Source organism: Roseburia sp. 499 (genome assembly GCF_001940225.2).
Taxonomy (GTDB): domain Bacteria; phylum Bacillota; class Clostridia; order Lachnospirales; family Lachnospiraceae; genus Petralouisia.
Genome location: NZ_CP135164.1, coordinates 2,488,327 through 2,506,498, shown reverse-complemented (window position 1 = coordinate 2,506,498; position 18,172 = coordinate 2,488,327). Strand labels below are relative to the sequence as shown.

General features: G+C 39.0%; 12 protein-coding genes. 8 read left to right on the top strand and 4 right to left on the bottom strand.

The features are described from left to right. Nucleotides 1–74: 74 nt before the first annotated feature. The 3 genes from BIV20_RS12300 to BIV20_RS12290 are packed head-to-tail and all read right to left on the bottom strand — an operon-like array spanning nucleotide 75 to nucleotide 3,885. Nucleotides 75–2,108 (bottom strand): TaqI-like C-terminal specificity domain-containing protein, encoded by a 2,034-nt coding sequence (locus BIV20_RS12300; protein WP_075720993.1) that lies wholly within the window; start codon nucleotides 2,106–2,108, stop codon nucleotides 75–77. A 34-nt stretch (nucleotides 2,109–2,142) separates the two neighbouring features. After that, nucleotides 2,143–2,766, bottom strand: coding sequence for a response regulator transcription factor (locus BIV20_RS12295; protein ID WP_075720992.1), 624 nt, complete (start codon nucleotides 2,764–2,766; stop codon nucleotides 2,143–2,145). An 18-nt stretch (nucleotides 2,767–2,784) separates the two neighbouring features. After that, nucleotides 2,785–3,885, bottom strand: coding sequence for a sensor histidine kinase (locus BIV20_RS12290; RefSeq protein ID WP_075720991.1), 1,101 nt, complete (start codon nucleotides 3,883–3,885; stop codon nucleotides 2,785–2,787). A gap of 173 nt (nucleotides 3,886–4,058) precedes the next feature. Here BIV20_RS12290 and BIV20_RS12285 point away from each other — a divergent pair, with 173 nt between their 5' ends. From BIV20_RS12285 to BIV20_RS12275, 3 genes are read left to right on the top strand one after another with little or no spacing between them, the layout of a single operon-like run. Further along, nucleotides 4,059–5,006, top strand: coding sequence for an ABC transporter ATP-binding protein (locus tag BIV20_RS12285; protein WP_075720990.1), 948 nt, complete (start codon nucleotides 4,059–4,061; stop codon nucleotides 5,004–5,006). Nucleotides 5,007–5,017: 11 nt separating this feature from the next. Further along, on the top strand, nucleotides 5,018–6,151 hold the full coding sequence (locus BIV20_RS12280) for an ABC transporter permease (RefSeq protein ID WP_075720989.1): 1,134 nt from the start codon (nucleotides 5,018–5,020) through the stop codon (nucleotides 6,149–6,151). Next, a complete protein-coding gene (locus BIV20_RS12275) occupies nucleotides 6,138–7,289 on the top strand; it encodes an ABC transporter permease (protein ID WP_075720988.1) in 1,152 nt (383 codons plus the stop codon). The genes BIV20_RS12280 and BIV20_RS12275 overlap by 14 nt, the downstream gene beginning before the upstream one ends. Before the next feature lie 59 nt (nucleotides 7,290–7,348). Here BIV20_RS12275 and typA read toward each other — a convergent pair whose 3' ends face one another. Next, nucleotides 7,349–9,178 carry a translational GTPase TypA gene (gene typA / locus BIV20_RS12270; RefSeq protein WP_075721078.1) on the bottom strand — a complete coding sequence of 610 codons (1,830 nt, stop codon included), beginning with the start codon at nucleotides 9,176–9,178 and terminating at the stop codon, nucleotides 7,349–7,351. A 545-nt stretch (nucleotides 9,179–9,723) separates the two neighbouring features. Between typA and BIV20_RS12265 the strand changes: the two genes are divergently transcribed. The 5 genes from BIV20_RS12265 to BIV20_RS12245 all read left to right on the top strand — a co-directional run bounded on the left by BIV20_RS12265 (nucleotide 9,724) and on the right by BIV20_RS12245 (nucleotide 18,172). Then, the gene (locus BIV20_RS12265) at nucleotides 9,724–10,143 is read left to right on the top strand and encodes a DUF4190 domain-containing protein (protein ID WP_075720987.1); all 420 of its coding nucleotides are present in this window, start codon (nucleotides 9,724–9,726) and stop codon (nucleotides 10,141–10,143) included. A gap of 392 nt (nucleotides 10,144–10,535) precedes the next feature. Next, nucleotides 10,536–13,703: an isoleucine--tRNA ligase gene (ileS, locus tag BIV20_RS12260; RefSeq protein ID WP_075720986.1), complete on the top strand. Its 3,168-nt coding sequence runs from the start codon at nucleotides 10,536–10,538 to the stop codon at nucleotides 13,701–13,703. Nucleotides 13,704–13,797: 94 nt separating this feature from the next. Next, nucleotides 13,798–16,260, top strand: coding sequence for a glycogen/starch/alpha-glucan phosphorylase (locus BIV20_RS12255; protein WP_075720985.1), 2,463 nt, complete (start codon nucleotides 13,798–13,800; stop codon nucleotides 16,258–16,260). A gap of 20 nt (nucleotides 16,261–16,280) precedes the next feature. After that, a complete protein-coding gene (locus BIV20_RS12250) occupies nucleotides 16,281–17,192 on the top strand; it encodes a DMT family transporter (protein ID WP_075720984.1) in 912 nt (303 codons plus the stop codon). After that, nucleotides 17,189–18,172 carry a tetratricopeptide repeat protein gene (locus tag BIV20_RS12245; protein WP_083655206.1) on the top strand — a complete coding sequence of 328 codons (984 nt, stop codon included), beginning with the start codon at nucleotides 17,189–17,191 and terminating at the stop codon, nucleotides 18,170–18,172. Before BIV20_RS12250 ends, BIV20_RS12245 begins: the two co-directional genes overlap by 4 nt.

The window sequence follows — 18,172 nt, the reverse complement described above, 5'->3', positions numbered from 1 at the left end:
AAACATCATCAGATTATATCAGAAGTACTATGTATTGTAAAGAAAAATTGCTTTTCAGAGAATAAATTTCGCGGTTAATCGGTTAAGTCTGTACTTACAATTAAGTCATCACATTGAGTTAAGGAATTACAAATAATTTCGTATTCATTTGAATTCAGTCCAAAGAGAGGAATAATGGTTTGCTCTAGTTTATTATAGTGTGCAAGGAAAGAGGTATCATCTGTTTCTTGCAGAAGAGTATTTACCATCGCAATAATTTTTTCCTGAACAGCAAAATCTACAATGGGAATTGGAAGTTGTTCTATATGAGAACGCAATATCTTTACGGAATCAAATTGTTTCTTGAAAATAAATTGTGTAATTCTGGAGTTGAGAATAGCCAGAATATACTTCATATCTAAGCCTTTCACATGGGGAATCACAATATTACAGCTATTCAGGGATAAGGTTTGCTTATCGTCATAGGCAAAAACCGGTTCATTGCATATGAAACGGTAAAATAATTTTTCAGGTGCACGGTAATACTTTTCCGAAGCGACCTGCTGAAATTCTTCGGGAGTAAAGGTGATAAAGTTTTCCGGCTCCTTTATTTGGTATCTGTTGATATCAGAACCCCGTAGGATGATTTCGGTGGAAACTGTTTTAGTGTTAGAAATATATTTTTTATTATTTCCTGTAACAATACCAAGGGCAAAATCAGCCTGATTTTTTAAAGTGGTCTGATTGCTCAGATTTCTTATTTTTTCCATAATCTTATATTCTCTGTCATCCATCAGAAAACTGAAGTAGTCAGAAGTCAAGGCGCGCTCTTTTTGTATCACGAAGGAGCGTGTTTCGTCGGTTACAGTCATTCCCATACAAGAGAGCGGTTTTTTTGTATGAACAATCTGCAAAATAATGCTGGGGCATTGGACTTTGTCGAAGGTATCTCCTAAGAATTCCAATCTGGTAATGGAATTTTCTTTTAAAATAATTTCACGGATAGGAGTATGGCTTTTCACATTTAAAATGGCTTTTGGCAATACAAAAGAAAGCGTGCCGTTTTCTTTTAAGAGGGATAAGGCACGTTCTATGAATAAGTCATAGGATTCTATACTTTTTCCGTGAGCACACTGATAAGTAGTCTGAAACTGCTTTTTTTCTGCATTGGAAAAAGAATATCCCCAAGGTGGATTTCCAATGATAAAGTCATAAGTATGGATATTTTTAGTAGTTAAAAAATTAGAAACGGTAATGTTTTTATAGAGCAGTTCCATGTTTTGTATATGGAATTTAAGGGCCAGATTAAGTCGTGTAATCATAACACTTGTCTTATCAATATCATTTCCATATATCTGAGAGATATCAAAGGTATCCGGCAGTTGTAAAAGAAAATTTCCTGTTCCGCAACAGGGGTCTAAAATCGTTTTTCCATTAACGTCGGTATGGTCTTGTGTAAGGTTTGCTATCAGCTGTTGCACCGTTTGGGTTGGAGTGTAATAGGAACCGGTAGCTTTCCGGGAACCGATGTTTTTCAGAGAAATATATAGTAATCCCAGAATGTCTTCTTGGGATTCATAAGTGTAGGAAACGGCAAAGAGGGATTTCAGTTTTTCCATGAAGGAAAGGGCTTCCTTAGAAGCCGTAACAAAATCATCTATTAGAGTATGATAGATTCCGATATCCAGTTGGGTGGAAAAATATTTGTGTAGAAGATTGCAGGGGGTATCACTTGCAATCTGTTCCTTCTGGCAGATGAGCTGGAGAGCACATTCTGCAACTACTAAGCTAATCTGTTGCTCGGTCAGGATAGTGTTATGTTGCATAAGTATATCAAGAACAGTGCGAACCGCTGTATTGTTTGGGGATGTCGGGGAAATATAAGAATGATAGATTCCATTTCCGGATACAAATTTTTTGTTACGTCGGCTTTTTAATGCAGTATTTTTTCCCGAAGCAATTTCTGTTTTAATCTGATTTACATACGAATGGGAAAAATATGGTTTACTATTTATGGTTTTGGTTGGAATAAGTTTATTCAGTCTTAACCAGTTTCTGCCGGTGGCAATCGATATGGAAAGTGTATTGCATAATTCGTTCAATGTCAGTAAGTCGGAAGCGTATTCCATGGGTTACCTCCTGTAGAATATTTACGATGGATTTTTAGTTTAAGTTTTTATAGTAGAATACTGCAAGTTGGGTTCTGTCCCTCAATTCCAGTTTCTCTAAAACAGAGCTTAAATAGTTACGGACAGTTCCTTCACTTAAGAAAAGCTGCTCTGCGATTTCTTTATTACTTAATCCGTCTGCTACTAATTCTATCAGTTCCATTTCTTTCGCAGTAATGCCAAAGGCGCTTCCATCAAACTTTTCTTGTTGGTTTAGAAATCCGGGAAGTTTCCCCACTACTTCGCTTCCAAATACACTTTGCCCATTGGAAACAGCTTTTAGCGCAGGAAGCAAACTTTCGAAGTCCTGTTTTAATATATATCCTTTAGCACCAAGGTGCAGGGCGCGAACAATATACTCATCATCAGAAAAGGTGGTGAGAAACAAGATTTTGGCATCCGGATATTTTTTTAATATAGTTTCAGCAGCCTCTAAACCTGTCATAGTATCCATGCGGATGTCAGTTAGGAGTACATCCGGCTGGTGTTTTTCGTATAATGCAATGGCATCTTTCCCGTCTTTGCCCATTTCAGCAACGGTGACTTCTCCAGATGCCTCTAAGATAGTTTTTAAGGATAAAGAGACCAGATTGTCGTCATCTACAATTACAATTTTCATAAGTACCTCCCTGTTGATTTAAGCTTTGGGAATAGAGATAAAAATTCTAAACCCCTGTTCGGCAGAAATGGAGAAATGTCCATGAAGCTGTTCTACCCGTTCTTGCATGTTCTCTAATCCAATACCTGTATTTTGCACGGAAATATCAGTACCATTATCTTCTATAATTAGTTGATATAAACTGGGATGCTCTCTGGCAATAATTTTAATGCGTGTGGCATTGCTGTGTTTTGAAATATTGGAAAGAGCTTCTTTTGCAATGGCAATAAAACAGTATTTCACATTTTTCGGAAGAACCGTTCCCATATCATATTCCATATGTACCTCATATTCAGTAAAATTCTGAAGAAGCGTGTAAAGCGAGGACTTCAAATCTATAGAATCGTCATGGAGGTCATGGACAGAGTCGCGGATAGAGTTCATCGCAGACGAAAGTGTATCTTTTAAAGAGGTCAAGGGCTCATCTAATTGTTTGTCTTTATTAATGGCAATTAATGCACCTGCCTGAAGAATCGAGCGAGAGAGCATATGGCCTACGTTGTCATGAATTTCTCTTGCAATTCGATTTCGTTCTTTCAATGTTGCCACGCGAATTTCATAGTTCTGTTGTTTAATAAGCTCCTGATTCTTTTGTTGTAACAGAAGATTGTATTCTGTTGAAGTATCCTGAAGCTGTTTGAAATCCTTTTCTAAGTGTAATAGTCGCAGTGTTTTTGCTTTTAATGCAAATGCAAGCAGAAACAGCAGGAGATAAAGAAACAGGAATGCAAAGGACTGGGATGGAATAAGAGCAACGGCACACATTAGTATAATACTCCACATGTACCAATCATTATTCAGTACCAGTTCATAAAAAAGAAGTGGTAAGAATGGAACCAAAAGAGGTTGTAAAAAAGCTCCTATTATAAAAAGGGCAATCAGTGATAATTCCGGATATTGTATAGACTTTTTTTGCAATTTTATAGGAAGCATGTCTGGATTCAAATAAGTGCACAGACACATGAATGTAATTGCACAAAGCAGAGTCAGTACATGCGGTAAGTCAGGTTGTGGATAGCAAAACAGTAAAAAAAGAAAACTGCCAACCATCAGAAATAGCTTATCGGTCAGTATATTCATAGAACATCCCCCGTTGAATTTGGTAACCACAGTATAACACACTGTAACAGATTTCACAAGAAATGTGACATTTGTCATCTCAGAAAATGACAGCGCTCACTGTTACAGAAAAAGGGGATTTGTTAAGATAAGTACAACAAATCAATTATAAAGAAAAAACGAGGAGGAACATTATGGCAGAGAAAGTTGTAGAAATAGAAAATCTGGTAAAACGCTATAAAGAATTGGTAGCATTGGATCATTTGAATCTTTCTATCGAAAAGGGAGAGGTATTCGGATTATTGGGACCAAACGGAAGTGGTAAAACTACGACAATTAGCTGTATACTGGCACTTCTGGCATTTGATAAAGGAAGTGTAAAGGTATTTGGTGAGGAGATTCAGCCGGACAGTTATGACATCAAAAAAAAGATTGGTGTGGTTCTTCAGAATGTGGCAGTATTTGAGGAATTGACAGTACAGGAAAATATTGATTATTTCTGTGGACTTTATATCAAGGACAAGGCAACCCGAAAAAAGTATGTGGAAGAAGCAATTGAGTTTGCTGGATTGGAAGACTTTCGTAAGTTCCTTCCGAAGAAGCTTTCGGGAGGTCTGCTTCGAAGACTGAATATTGCCTGCGGAATTGCGCATAAGCCAAAATTGATTATTTTAGATGAACCGACGGTAGCAGTAGACCCACAGAGCAGAAATCGTATTCTGGAAGGAATTCAGCAGCTGAATAAGGAAGGAGCTACTATTATTTATACCTCTCACTATATGGAGGAAGTAGAGCAGATTTGTAGCAGAATCGCCATTATTGATAAAGGACGTTGTGTGGCTTCCGGAACGAAAGAAGAATTAAAGGCGATGATTAAGACTGGGGAAAAGATTCATATGGAAGTAATGAATTTAGAGCCGGAGCAGTTAGAGGAAATTAAGCAGTTAGAGCATGTATATCAGGCTGAATATGACAAGGGAATGTTGGAAATCCGTTGCAGCGGAGGAAAACATAATCTGGTGCGTGTTTTGGATTATTTCCAGAAGAAAGAAATCAGTTTTGGAAGAGTATATACAGAACTTCCAACTTTGAATGACGTATTCTTGGAAATTACCGGAAAAGAACTTAGAGATTCAGAATAGGAGGTGACAGTATGTTTTTTAGAGCTTATGGCTATAGTCTAAAGCGAAGTATCAGACAAAAATACCAGATTTTCTGGTGTTTGTTGTTCCCGATTATTCTTGGAACCTTGTTTAAAGTCAGTTTTGGAGATGTGAATGAAACAGAGATGACCTTTCATCAGATTACGGTGGCATACATAGAACAGGAAGGGGCACAACAGGAATTTGAGGCACTGTTAGAGCAGCTGGAGGAAGAGAACGAACTGGTGGAAGTTGTACCGGTAAAGGATATGGATAAGGCAAAACAACTTCTGGAGGATGGAGAAGTAGAGGGAATCTATGAAAATGGTGAAGAGATAGTTCTTACAGTAAAGGAAGAAGAAGTTGCCCAGAGTATTTTGGAGAGTATTCAGGAGCAGTATGAACAGGCCTTGAGAACAATGACAAATGTTGGAATGAAGAATCCGCAAGGAATTCAGGCTGCGCATGAAAGTTTGGAAAAACAATGGGATTATCTGGAAGACAGCAATATTTCCAATCGAAAAATGGATAATATGACAAATTATTTCTATGCACTGATTGCTATGAACTGCTTATACGGTTGTTTTCTTGGAGTGGGATGTGCCAAGGAATTTAAAGCGAATTTATCAGATTTGGCAGCAAGAAGAGTGGCAGCAAGTACCAATCGTTTTATAATCTTGTTGGGAGAAGTTACAGCTCAGATTACAGCACAGTTTGTCTGCTGTACATTGGGAGCGTGTTATTTGAAATATGCCTTGAAGATTGATTTGGGAGACCAGACGGCACGGATGCTTCTGGTGATACTTTTGGGAAGTTCTATCGGTGTAATGTTGGGATTATTCGTGGGTTCCATTGGAAGGCTGGAAGACGGCGTAAAGGATGGGTTATGTGTTGGCGTTAGTATGTTGTGCAGCTTTTTGGCGGGGCTTATGATCGGCAATATGTACCGTGTGGTAGAACAGAATGCTCCGATTATAAATAGAATTAATCCGGCAGCGTTGATTGTAAATGCATTTTACAGTTTGAATATTTATGAAGATTACACCAGATATAATCAATGTATCATTAATCTTTTGATTATTACAGTGGTACTGGGGGTTGCTTCATATCTGGTGGTAAGGAGGGAACGCTATGCAAGTATTTAAGGCAGTATTTAAAATTGTAAAGAGGCATAAGCTTTCGATTATAGTATATATGGCAATCTTTTTCGGGCTGACTTTGATTTTAAGCAGTAATGGAGCGGAAAATGAAAAGGCTAATTTTTCTAAGGTGTCTTTGCAAATCGGAGTGGATAATCAGGACAAAGGGGAACTTGGAGCAGCATTGGTGGAATATATTTCACGCAACAATGAAATTAAGGATGTGCCAAGTGACCATAAAAAACTTTTGGATGCCATGTATTACCAGGAAGTGGAGTATGTACTGGTAATTCCAGAGGATTTTACAGAAAAGTTTCTAAAAGGTGAGAGGGATGGTGCCTTACAGGGAACGGTAGTACCGGGAAGCAATGCAAATTATTTAACCGAAACAGAAATTAATAAATTCTTAGGAACATTGGGGATGTATGTAGATGGTGGATTTGCTCCGGAAGAAGCAGTAGAACAGACCCTTTCCGATATGGAAGAGGAAAGTAAAGTAGAATTTTTGGATGCGTCAGATGCACAGGAAAAGCCGGCTGCTTACTACTACTTTCAGTATTTGCCATATATTTTCCTTTGCATTCTTTTAATCAGTTTAGGAGAAATCTTAATGGCATTCAATAAAAAAGATATGGAAGCAAGAAATAAGTGTTCTTCCATGACATTTACCCAGCGAAACATGCAGATGATATTAGGAAGCATTGGTTTGGCATTGGTAGAGTATTTTGTGTTTATGGTGGTTGCATTTATTATGTATCCGGACTTTATGTGGAGTATTCGTGGAGTATTGAGCGCGTTAAATGCATTGGTTTATTTACTGGTAAGCCTAAGTATTGCCTTTTTTGCGGGAAGGTTGGCAAAGAATGAGGGGGAACTGAACATGATGGCAAATGTAATCGGATTGGGATTCAGTTTCTTGGGAGGTATCTTTGTTCCATTGGAAGTGATGAGCGAAGGCGTAAGAAATGTGGCAAAGTTTATTCCGGCGTATTGGTATGCTCAGTCAAATGGTATGATTTATAAAATGGAAAGTCTGACAGGGGCGGGGGAAATCTTCCGGAACTGTCTGGTAATTCTAGCTTTTGCTATAGCAGTACTGGCGGCAGCACTTGTAGTAAATCGAATGAAGGCAAGAACAGCGTAGAAAGTGTATACAGAAAAGAGGCGATGGAATTAATTCATCGCCTCTCTTTTACTGTCATTTTATTTTTTAAATCCTGCTCTTTTTCTCAAAGTCGGATCTAAGATTCTCTTTCTGATACGAAGGCTTTCTGGTGTAACCTCCAAAAGTTCATCTGTTTCAATGAATTCCAGTGCCTGCTCCAGACTTAAGATCTTAGGAGGAGTCAGGGTCAGTGCTTCGTCTGCACTGGAGGAACGTGTATTGGTCAGATGTTTTTTCTTACATACGTTAAGCTCAATATCTTCTGCTCTAGCACTTTGTCCGATGACCATACCTGCGTATACTTTTTCACCAGGTCCGATAAATAAGGTTCCACGTTCCTGAGCGCTGAACAGACCGTAGGTTACAGATTCACCGGTTTCAAAAGCAATCAGGGAACCGGTCTTACGGTAAGCAATTTCGCCCTTATATGGTTCATAATCATTGAAGATAGTGTTGATAATACCATTTCCCTTAGTATCTGTCATGAATTCATTACGGTAACCGATGAGTCCACGGGATGGAATGTTGAATTCCAGTCTGGTATATCCACCGGCAATTGGTCCCATGTTCAAAAGGCTTCCCTTTCTCTGACTTAACTTTTCAATAACGCTTCCTGTAAATTCATCCGGAACATCCACGTAAGCAATTTCCATAGGTTCTAATTTTTTGCCGTTTTCATCTGTATGGTAAAGTACTTCAGCTTTACTTACGGCAAATTCATAGCCTTCACGACGCATATTTTCGATTAATACAGACAAGTGAAGTTCTCCACGTCCGGAAACCTTGTAGCTGTCCGGGCTATCTGTTTCTTCTACACGAAGGGAAACGTCTGTGTTAAGCTCACGGAATAATCTGTCTCTTAAGTGACGGGAGGTAATGAACTTTCCTTCCTGTCCGGCAAGTGGGCTATCATTTACAATGAAGTTCATGGAAATGGTAGGCTCCGAAATTTTCTGGAATGGGATGGCTACCGGATTCTCAGGGGAACAGATGGTGTCACCAATGTGAATATCTGCGATACCGGAAATTGCCACGATAGATCCGATTTTTGCTTCAGCTACATCTACTTTATTTAAGCCATCATATTCATACAGCTTGCTGATACGAACCTTTTGTAATTTGTCCGGTTCATGGTGGTTGACTACAACAGCTTCCTGATTTACCCTAAGTACACCGTTGTCTACCTTACCTACACCGATACGTCCGACATATTCATTGTAGTCTATGGTACTGATTAAAACCTGGGTGTTGGCATCCGGGTCACCTTCCGGAGCTGGGATGTAGTCAAGAATAGTCTCAAACAGTGGAATCATGTTGTCTGGTTCGTCATCTAAGCTTCTCATGGCATATCCATCTCTTGCAGAAGCATAGATAAATGGGCAGTCTAACTGTTCGTCAGATGCATCTAAGTCCATAAATAATTCCAGAACTTCATCGATAACTTCATCCGGACGGGCTTCCGGACGGTCAATTTTATTGATACATACGATAACCGGCAAATCTAAGGAAAGAGCCTTCATCAGTACGAACTTGGTCTGAGGCATAACACCTTCAAAGGCATCTACTACCAGAACAACACCGTTTACCATTTTTAAGACACGTTCTACTTCACCACCGAAGTCAGCGTGGCCCGGAGTGTCAATGATGTTGATTTTAACATCATTGTAAGTAATGGCGGTATTTTTGGAAAGAATAGTAATTCCTCTTTCACGTTCAATGTCATTAGAGTCCATGACACGTTCCTGTACTTCCTGATTTGCACGGAACACACCGCTCTGCTTCAGTAATTCGTCTACCAGAGTGGTTTTACCGTGGTCAACGTGAGCAATAATGGCGATATTACGAATGTCCTCGCGTTTCATTTTCATAAAATAATCCTTCTTTCTTGCATCTATCCCGTATAGTATTCCGGGAAAATAAATAGTATCCATAAATGTTTCGTTACAGTCACCTTATATAATAGGGAAGTGACCGACTTTTGTATTTTACCACAAAATAGCGATTTGACAAGGTATTTCTGTATAAAACAGGTAAAAATCTTATGATTCTACCTTCTGCAAAGAACCTGATACAAAAAATTGGATTTTCATATGAACCCACACTTCTGGTTCTTCTAGACAGCAGCAACAAGAATGTTCGATAAGGATATGCCAAAAGAACTCGGACAGATACACATTCAAGACCATGTTCCTCTGTCCTCAAACATCTTTCTGGCATACCCATTCATTCTTTTATGCTGCTGTAAGAAGAACACAAAGTGTTCAACATCTGAAAATCCAATTTTTTGTATTCAGGTTCGGCTGCATGAAGGGGAAACCGAGTTACGAATTAGGAAAAAGAAAAGTTTTGTCTTGTAAAGTAAAAGTGTGTTTGCTATAATTTCTACTATACTAAAAATAAGGAGGTTTATTTCATGGGTGAGGAAAATAACACTTTTGAAAATGATAATCAGCAGTTAAATGAAACAGAATATTCTTATCAAAATCAGTATACAGGAAATGGCTCAGGCAAAGGTCAGGGAACCGGACTTGGTACAGCATCTATGATATGTGGAATTTTTTCCATATTGACCTTATGCGGAAGTTTTGTAACGGTATATATCAATCCGGTATTGGCAATGATGATGTATCTGGCACCTGTTTTGGGAATTGTAGCGATTGTTCTTGGAATTGTACAGCTTGTGAAGAATGAAAGTAAGGGAATGGCAATCGCAGGTATTGTTTGTGGAGCAGTAGGATTGCTTATCTTTATTGGATTGATTTGTATTGGTTTGTGGGCTATTAGCTCAGGTTTATATGACAAGATTATGAGTAGTCAGTACTATTATTATTAAAGAAAAGAACCTGCAACATCTTGACAAGAGATATTGCAGGTTTTATAATAAAAAAGATTTGTGAAAAAGACGATGACGAAGACAGTACGATATTTCTTGAACGTTTCAGAGAGCCGGGAGGGTGGAAACCGGTGCTAGTAGAAAATATCGGAACATCACTTCTAAGTTGCCGGCTGAACATGCCAGAAGGCATAAGTAGGTGCGGACGGGAATTCCTCCGTTATGGGAATCGTGTATGCAGGAAATACGTTACTATTCATATTGAGGGATGTGAATAGTAAGGGAAGATTTTCTAAGTACAATGTAATAGGTGGTAACAATGCATTTATGAGCTTTGTCCTTTTACAGGGCAGGGCTCTTTTTTATAGCTAAGAAAGGAGCACATATAACATATGTACAACAAAGTCGACACTAACTTAAACTTTGTAGAAAGAGAAAAACAAGTAGAAGAATTTTGGAAAGAAAACGATATTTTTAAGAAAAGTATGGAGAACCGTAAAGAGGGAGAAACTTATACTTTTTACGACGGACCGCCAACTGCAAATGGAAAGCCTCATATCGGACACGTTTTGACTCGTGTTATTAAGGATATGATTCCGAGATATCAGACCATGAAGGGAAAAATGGTACCTCGTAAAGCCGGATGGGATACCCATGGTCTTCCGGTAGAACTGGAAGTTGAAAAAATGTTAGGTCTGGACGGAAAAGAACAGATTGAAGAATATGGTTTAGAGCCATTTATCAAAAAATGTAAAGAAAGTGTCTGGAAGTACAAAGGAATGTGGGAGGATTTCTCAGGCACCGTTGGATTCTGGGCAGATATGGAGAATCCGTATGTTACTTATGACAATAACTTTATTGAATCTGAATGGTGGGCATTAAAGGAAATCTGGAACAAAAAGTTGTTATACAAGGGATTTAAGATTGTTCCTTACTGTCCTCGCTGCGGAACTCCATTGTCTGCACAGGAAGTAGCACAGGGATATAAGACAGTAAAAGAACGTTCTGCAATTGTGCGTTTTAAGGTGACGGGAGAAGATGCTTACTTTTTGGCATGGACCACAACTCCTTGGACATTGCCATCTAACCTGGCACTTTGTGTAAATCCGGATGAGACTTATTGTAAAGTAAAGGCAGTAGACGGATATACCTATTATATGGCAGAAGCATTATTGGATAAGGTATTAGGCTCTCTGTTAAGTAAGGAACAGCAGGAAGCCGGAGAAAAGGCTTATGAAGTATTAGAAACCTATAAGGGAACAGATTTAGAGTACAAGGAATATGAACCTTTATTCCAGTGTGCGGGTGATGCAGCAGCAAAGCAGCACAAAAAGGCACATTTTGTAACATGTGACAGCTATGTAACCATGACAGATGGTACCGGTATCGTTCACATTGCACCGGCATTTGGTGAAGACGACTCTAAGGTCGGCAGAAAATATGATTTGCCATTTGTTCAGTTTGTAAATGGTAAAGGAGAATTAACAGAAGAGACTCCATATGCAGGTGTATTCTGTAAGAAAGCAGACCCAATGGTATTGCAGGATTTAGAGGATCAGAAACTGTTATTTGATGCTCCGAAGTTTGAACATGAGTATCCACACTGCTGGAGATGTGATACTCCGTTAATTTACTATGCAAGAGAATCTTGGTTTATCAAGATGACAGAAGTAAAAGATGACTTGATTCGCAATAACAACACCATCAACTGGATACCGGAAAGTATCGGAAAAGGACGCTTCGGTGACTGGTTGGAAAACGTACAGGACTGGGGAATTTCCCGTAACCGTTATTGGGGAACTCCACTGAATATCTGGGAATGTGAATGTGGTCATATGCATTCTATTGGAAGTATTGCGGAGTTAAAAGAAATGTCTGATAACTGTCCGGAGGATATTGAACTTCATCGTCCATATATTGATGCAGTTACCATCAAGTGTCCGGAGTGTGGAAAAGAGATGCATCGTGTACCGGAAGTAATTGACTGTTGGTTTGATTCAGGAGCAATGCCTTTTGCACAGCATCATTATCCATTTGAAAATAAAGAGGTATTTGAAAAGCAGTTCCCGGCACAGTTTATTTCCGAGGCAGTAGACCAGACCCGTGGATGGTTCTATTCTCTGTTAGCAGAGTCTACCTTGTTGTTTAATAAAGCACCTTACGAAAATGTTATTGTTTTGGGACATGTGCAGGATGAAAATGGACAGAAGATGAGTAAGTCTAAAGGAAATGCAGTAGATCCTTTTGATGCATTACAGACATACGGTGCAGATGCTATCCGTTGGTACTTCTACATCAATTCTGCACCATGGTTACCAAACCGTTTCCATGGAAAGGCAGTTCAGGAAGGACAGCGTAAGTTCATGGGTACCTTATGGAATACTTATGCATTCTTTGTATTGTATGCTAATATTGATGAATTCGATGCTACAAAGTACAGCTTAGAATACGACAAGTTATCAGTTATGGATAAGTGGTTATTATCTAAGTTGAATACACTGATTACTGAAGTTGATAACAATCTGGGCAGCTATAAGATTCCGGAAGCAGCAAGAGCATTGCAGGATTTTGTAGATGATATGAGTAACTGGTATGTCAGAAGATGTCGTGAGCGTTTCTGGGCAAAGGGAATGGAACAGGATAAGATAAATGCATATATGACACTGTATACTGCACTGGTAACAGTATGTAAAACTGCAGCACCTATGGTTCCGTTCTTGACAGAAGAGATTTATCAGAATCTGGTACGCAGCATTGATAAGGATGCGCCAGAGAGTATTCATCTGTGTGACTTCCCAGTTGCCGATGCAGCATTTGTAGATAAGGAATTAGAGAAAAATATGGATGCAGTTCTGAAAATCGTAGTAATGGGACGTGCATGCAGAAATACAGCTAACATTAAAAATCGTCAGCCAATTGGAAATATGTTTGTAAAGGCACCATATGAGTTGTCTGAGTTCTTCTGCGAAATCATTGAAGAAGAGCTGAATGTAAAGAAGGTGACTTTCACAGAGGATGTTAGCAACTTTACCGATTATACCTTTAAGCCACAGCTTCGTACAGTAGGACCAAAATACGGTAAATTCTTAGGACAGATTCAGAAGGCGTTAGCAGAGCTTGATGGAAATAAGGCTATGGCAGAATTAAAGGCAAAGGGAAGCCTGACACTTGACAGTGTAAGCTCAGAAGTTGTATTATGTGAAGAGGACTTATTAATTACTATGACCCAGCAGGAAGGCTATGTAACTGAGGGTGATAATGAAGTCACTGTTGTATTGGATACGAATCTGACAGAAGAACTGTTGGAAGAAGGATTTGTACGTGAATTGATTAGTAAGATCCAGACGATGCGTAAGGAAGCAGGATTTGAAGTAATGGATAAGATTGTTGTTTCCTATCAGGCAGAAGATAAGATTAATAGAATTTTTGAAAAGTTTGGAACACAGATTCAGTCAGAAGTCTTGGCAGAGAAAATCGCCTCAGGTGCAGTAACCGGATATGAAAAAGAATGGAACATTAACGGTGAGAAAGTAACACTTGGGGTAGAGAAAATACAGTAACTTAAAAGGAGAGTAACACTTTTGCTTGGTGACTACTCTCCTTTTTCTAAATATACATTAAGAAGGTATTTATACACAAGACAGGAGTGAGGATATGGAGAACAAAATATTTGAAAAGGAACAGTTTATACAGGAAGTTAAGGGAAATGTAAAGAACTTGTATCGCAAGACATTGGAAGAAGCGACAGAGCAGGAAGCGTATCAGGCAGTGGCCTATACGGTAAAGGATGTTATTATCGATCAATGGCTTGCAACACAAAAAACATTTGAAAAGGAAGATCCAAAGATTCTTTACTATATGTCCATGGAATTTTTGATGGGAAGAGCATTGGGGAATAATCTGATTAATCTGACTGCTTATAAGGAAGTCAGTGAAGCATTAAAGGAAATCGGATTTGATATTAATGCCATTGAGGACCAGGAACCGGATCCGGCTCTTGGAAATGGCGGATTAGGAAGACTGGCGGCTTGTTTTATGGAATCCTTGTCTACATTGGGGTATCCGGCGTATGGATGTGGTATTCGTTATCGTTATGGTATGTTCAAGCAAAAAATCCGGGATGGCTATCAGGTGGAGGAGCCGGATAACTGGTTGAAGGATGGTTATCCATTTGAATTGCGTCGTCCACAACGTACTTATGAAGTAAAGTTTGGCGGATATGTTCGTTCTGAAATGGACGAAAAGGGAAATGTAAAGTTTGTTCATGATGGATATCAGTCTGTAAGAGCAGTACCTTATGATATGCCGGTGATTGGATATAACAATAATATGGTAAATACGCTGATGATTTGGGATGCGGAACCAATTCAGTGTTTTGAATTGAATTCCTTCGATAAAGGAGACTATAAAAAGGCCGTGGAGCAGGAGAATCTTGCAAAGAACCTGGTTGAAGTGCTTTATCCGAATGATAATCATATTGCAGGAAAGGAATTACGCCTGAAACAGCAGTATTTCTTTGTTTCAGCAAGTGTTCAGCGTGCGGTAGCACGGTATAAAAAGTCCCATCCGGATTTACGAAAGTTACCGGAGAAGGTAGTAATTCAAATGAATGATACGCATCCGACGGTAGCTGTTGCAGAATTAATGCGTATTTTAGTGGATGAGGAAGGAATGAATTGGGATGAGGCATGGGAGATTACCGGAAAGACTTGTGCCTATACCAACCATACGATTATGTCAGAAGCATTGGAAAAATGGCCGATTGAGATTTTCTCCAGACTGCTTCCAAGAATCTACCAGATTGTAGAAGAGATAAATCGTAGATTTATATTAGATATTCAGAAGAAGTTTCCGGGAGACCAGAGAAAAATACAGAAAATGGCCATTATCTATGATGGTCAGGTTCGTATGGCAAATCTTGCTATTGCAGCAGGATATTCTGTCAATGGTGTAGCAAGACTTCATACAGATATTTTGAAGGAACGGGAGTTACATGAATTTTATGAAATGTTCCCGGAGAAGTTTAACAACAAAACAAATGGTATTACACAGAGAAGATTTTTGTACCATGGAAATCCGCTGTTGGCAGAATGGGTTAGTCGATATATTGGAAAGGATTGGGTTACAAATCTGCCTCACATTGAAAAACTGGCAATCTATGCAGATGATGAAAAGGCACAGCAGGAATTTATGAATATTAAATACCAGAATAAGCTTCGTCTGGCAGATTATATTCTGAAACATAATGGTATAGAGGTAAATCCACGTTCTATTTTTGATGTACAGGTAAAGAGACTTCATGAGTATAAGCGTCAGCTTTTAAATATTCTTCATGTGATGTATCTGTATAATAAGATAAAGGAGCATCCGGAAATGGATTTCTATCCAAGAACCTTTATTTTCGGTGCGAAAGCTGCAGCAGGATACCGGAATGCTAAACTTACCATTAAACTGATTAATAATGTGGCAAATGTAATTAATAATGATAAGAGTATCGATGGCAAGATAAAAGTTGTATTTATTGAAGATTACAAAGTTTCTAATGCAGAGTGGATTTTTGCAGCAGCAGATGTATCTGAACAGATTTCTACTGCAAGTAAGGAAGCTTCCGGAACCGGAAATATGAAGTTTATGCTGAATGGAGCTGTAACGATTGGAACTATGGATGGAGCGAATGTAGAGATTGTAGAAGAGGCAGGAGAAGAGAACGAATTTATCTTCGGTATGAGTGCGCAGGAAGTCATTGACCATGAGGCAAAGCGGGATTATGATCCAATGCAGATATTTAATAATGACCAGGAGATTCGTCAGGTACTGATGCAGTTAATTAATGGATTTTATTCCGGAAATGATTCAGAATTGTTCCGTCCATTATACAATTCTTTGCTGAATACACAGGATACGCAATATGCAGATACATATTTCATTTTGAAGGATTTCCGTTCTTACGCACAGGCGCAGGAAAAGGTAGAAGAAGCATATCGTGATGAGAAGCGTTGGGCGAAGATGGCTATATTAAATGTAGCCCATTCCGGTAAGTTTACCTCTGACCGTACGATTCAGGAATATGTAGATGATATCTGGCATCTGGATAAAGTAAAAGTAGAGATGGAATAGTAGGAGCACAAGAGTAGTTTATGAGTAAGTTACAGATAAGAAATACAATATTGTTGTTTTTAACAGCATTTATCTGGGGAACGGCTTTTGTGGCACAGAGTGTGGGAACGGACTATTTAGGTCCGTTCACCTTTAACTGTGTTAGAAGTCTGATTGGCGGAGTTGTATTGATTCCATGTATCTGGTTGCTGAGAAAGATTGCACCGTCGGAAAAAAGGGAAGAATCTAAGGTGGAAGACAAGCGACTTTTAATAGTTGGAGGAGCTCTTTGTGGATTGCTTTTATGTCTTGCAAGTAATTTTCAGCAGATGGGGATTGCTTATACTACGGTAGGAAAAGCAGGGTTTATTACAGCATTTTATATTATTATTGTGCCAATTCTGGGATTGTTTATAAAGAAGAAATGTGCACCTTCTGTGTGGATAGGAGTAGTACTGGCACTGGTAGGGCTGTATTTTTTGTGTATTACGGAAGAATTTTCGGTTGGAAAGGGAGATGCGCTGGTATTTGTCTGCGCACTTTTGTTTGCAATTCATATTTTGGTAATAGATCATTTTACAGAACTTGTAGATGGTGTAAAGATGTCATGTATACAGTTCTTTGTCTGCGGTTTTTTATCAGGAATTCCTATGTTTTTATCTGAGAACCCCAAGATTTCCGATATAATAGAGGCATGGCAACCACTGTTGTATGCAGGCATACTGTCCTGTGGAGTGGCATATACGTTGCAGATTGTAGGACAGAAAGGGATTAACCCTACGGTGGCATCCTTAATACTTAGTTTAGAGTCAGTGATTTCTGTATTAGCAGGAATGGTCGTGCTGCAACAACATTTAAGTAAAAGAGAAGTGGCAGGGTGTGTTTTGATGTTTTGTGCGATTATTCTGGCACAGTTGCCGCAGAAAAGAGAGAAAGAAGAGCAAGTAATATGAATAACAGGAAAACAAGAAAAAAATCCGGGGTTATATTGTGGATTCTGGTGATGACACTGGGAGTGTCTGTCATAACGGGATGTCAGGGCGAGGAATCACTAAAAAAGGAAAAGGAGTATCGCAAGGCAGGAATCTCCAAAATGGAAGAAGGAGATTATGCAGGTGCGGTAGAATCCTTTCAAAAGGCATTGGATCAGTCACTTGCTGTAGTAGGAGATTTGGAAATTGACATTTGTTATTATAAAGCAGCAGCTCAGTATAAAAGTGGAGATGTCGAAGGTGCATTGGAAACATATGAGGCCCTGATGAATTATGATAAGAAAAATGGAGAACCTTATTACCTGCGGGGATGTATCTACCTGAAGCAGGGAGATGTTGAAAAAGCAAAAGAGGATTTTAATAAGGCACTAGAGTTGAAGCCGAATGATTATGAACTGTATGTTTCCATTTATGAGAATCTGATTGGAATCGGAGAAACAGACGAGGCAGGAAAAATATTAGATAATGCTCTGGAAGTGAAGGGCGAGGAAGCGGAAGATTATCGGGAACGGGGACATATTTATCTGTTAAAGGGTGACTATGAAAGTGCCAGAAAAGAGCTGGATAAGGCAATAAATAAAGAAGATACCAAAGCATTGCTTTATATGGCACAGGTGTATGAGGCGCAGGGAAATTCTGCACAGGCACAGGCGTTATATGAAAGCTATTCTGCACGAAACGGTTCTGATTCCGAAGCATTGCGTACCTTAGGGGAAATGCAGATGGAGCAGGGGAATTATCAGCAGGCATTAGAATTCTTTCAAAAGGCACTTGCAGCAGAGAGTGTTACGAACGAGCAGGCAATCCGTAAAAACGAAATTATTGCATATGAGCAGTTGAGAGATTTTGCATCGGCAAAAGAAAAAATGGCGGCGTATGTAGAAGATTATCCGGAAGATGAACAGGCACAACGAGAATTTATTTTTTTACAAACAAGATAA

Coding starts and splice junctions, on each gene's coding strand:
- BIV20_RS12275 (WP_075720988.1), top strand. CDS start 6,138: ATGCAAGTATTTAAGGCAGTATTTAAAATTGTAAAGAGGCATAAGCTT.
- ileS (WP_075720986.1), top strand. CDS start 10,536: ATGTACAACAAAGTCGACACTAACTTAAACTTTGTAGAAAGAGAAAAA.
- BIV20_RS12265 (WP_075720987.1), top strand. CDS start 9,724: ATGGGTGAGGAAAATAACACTTTTGAAAATGATAATCAGCAGTTAAAT.
- BIV20_RS12255 (WP_075720985.1), top strand. CDS start 13,798: ATGGAGAACAAAATATTTGAAAAGGAACAGTTTATACAGGAAGTTAAG.
- BIV20_RS12250 (WP_075720984.1), top strand. CDS start 16,281: ATGAGTAAGTTACAGATAAGAAATACAATATTGTTGTTTTTAACAGCA.
- BIV20_RS12300 (WP_075720993.1), bottom strand. CDS start 2,108: ATGGAATACGCTTCCGACTTACTGACATTGAACGAATTATGCAATACA.
- typA (WP_075721078.1), bottom strand. CDS start 9,178: ATGAAAATGAAACGCGAGGACATTCGTAATATCGCCATTATTGCTCAC.
- BIV20_RS12290 (WP_075720991.1), bottom strand. CDS start 3,885: ATGAATATACTGACCGATAAGCTATTTCTGATGGTTGGCAGTTTTCTT.
- BIV20_RS12280 (WP_075720989.1), top strand. CDS start 5,018: ATGTTTTTTAGAGCTTATGGCTATAGTCTAAAGCGAAGTATCAGACAA.
- BIV20_RS12245 (WP_083655206.1), top strand. CDS start 17,189: ATGAATAACAGGAAAACAAGAAAAAAATCCGGGGTTATATTGTGGATT.
- BIV20_RS12295 (WP_075720992.1), bottom strand. CDS start 2,766: ATGAAAATTGTAATTGTAGATGACGACAATCTGGTCTCTTTATCCTTA.
- BIV20_RS12285 (WP_075720990.1), top strand. CDS start 4,059: ATGGCAGAGAAAGTTGTAGAAATAGAAAATCTGGTAAAACGCTATAAA.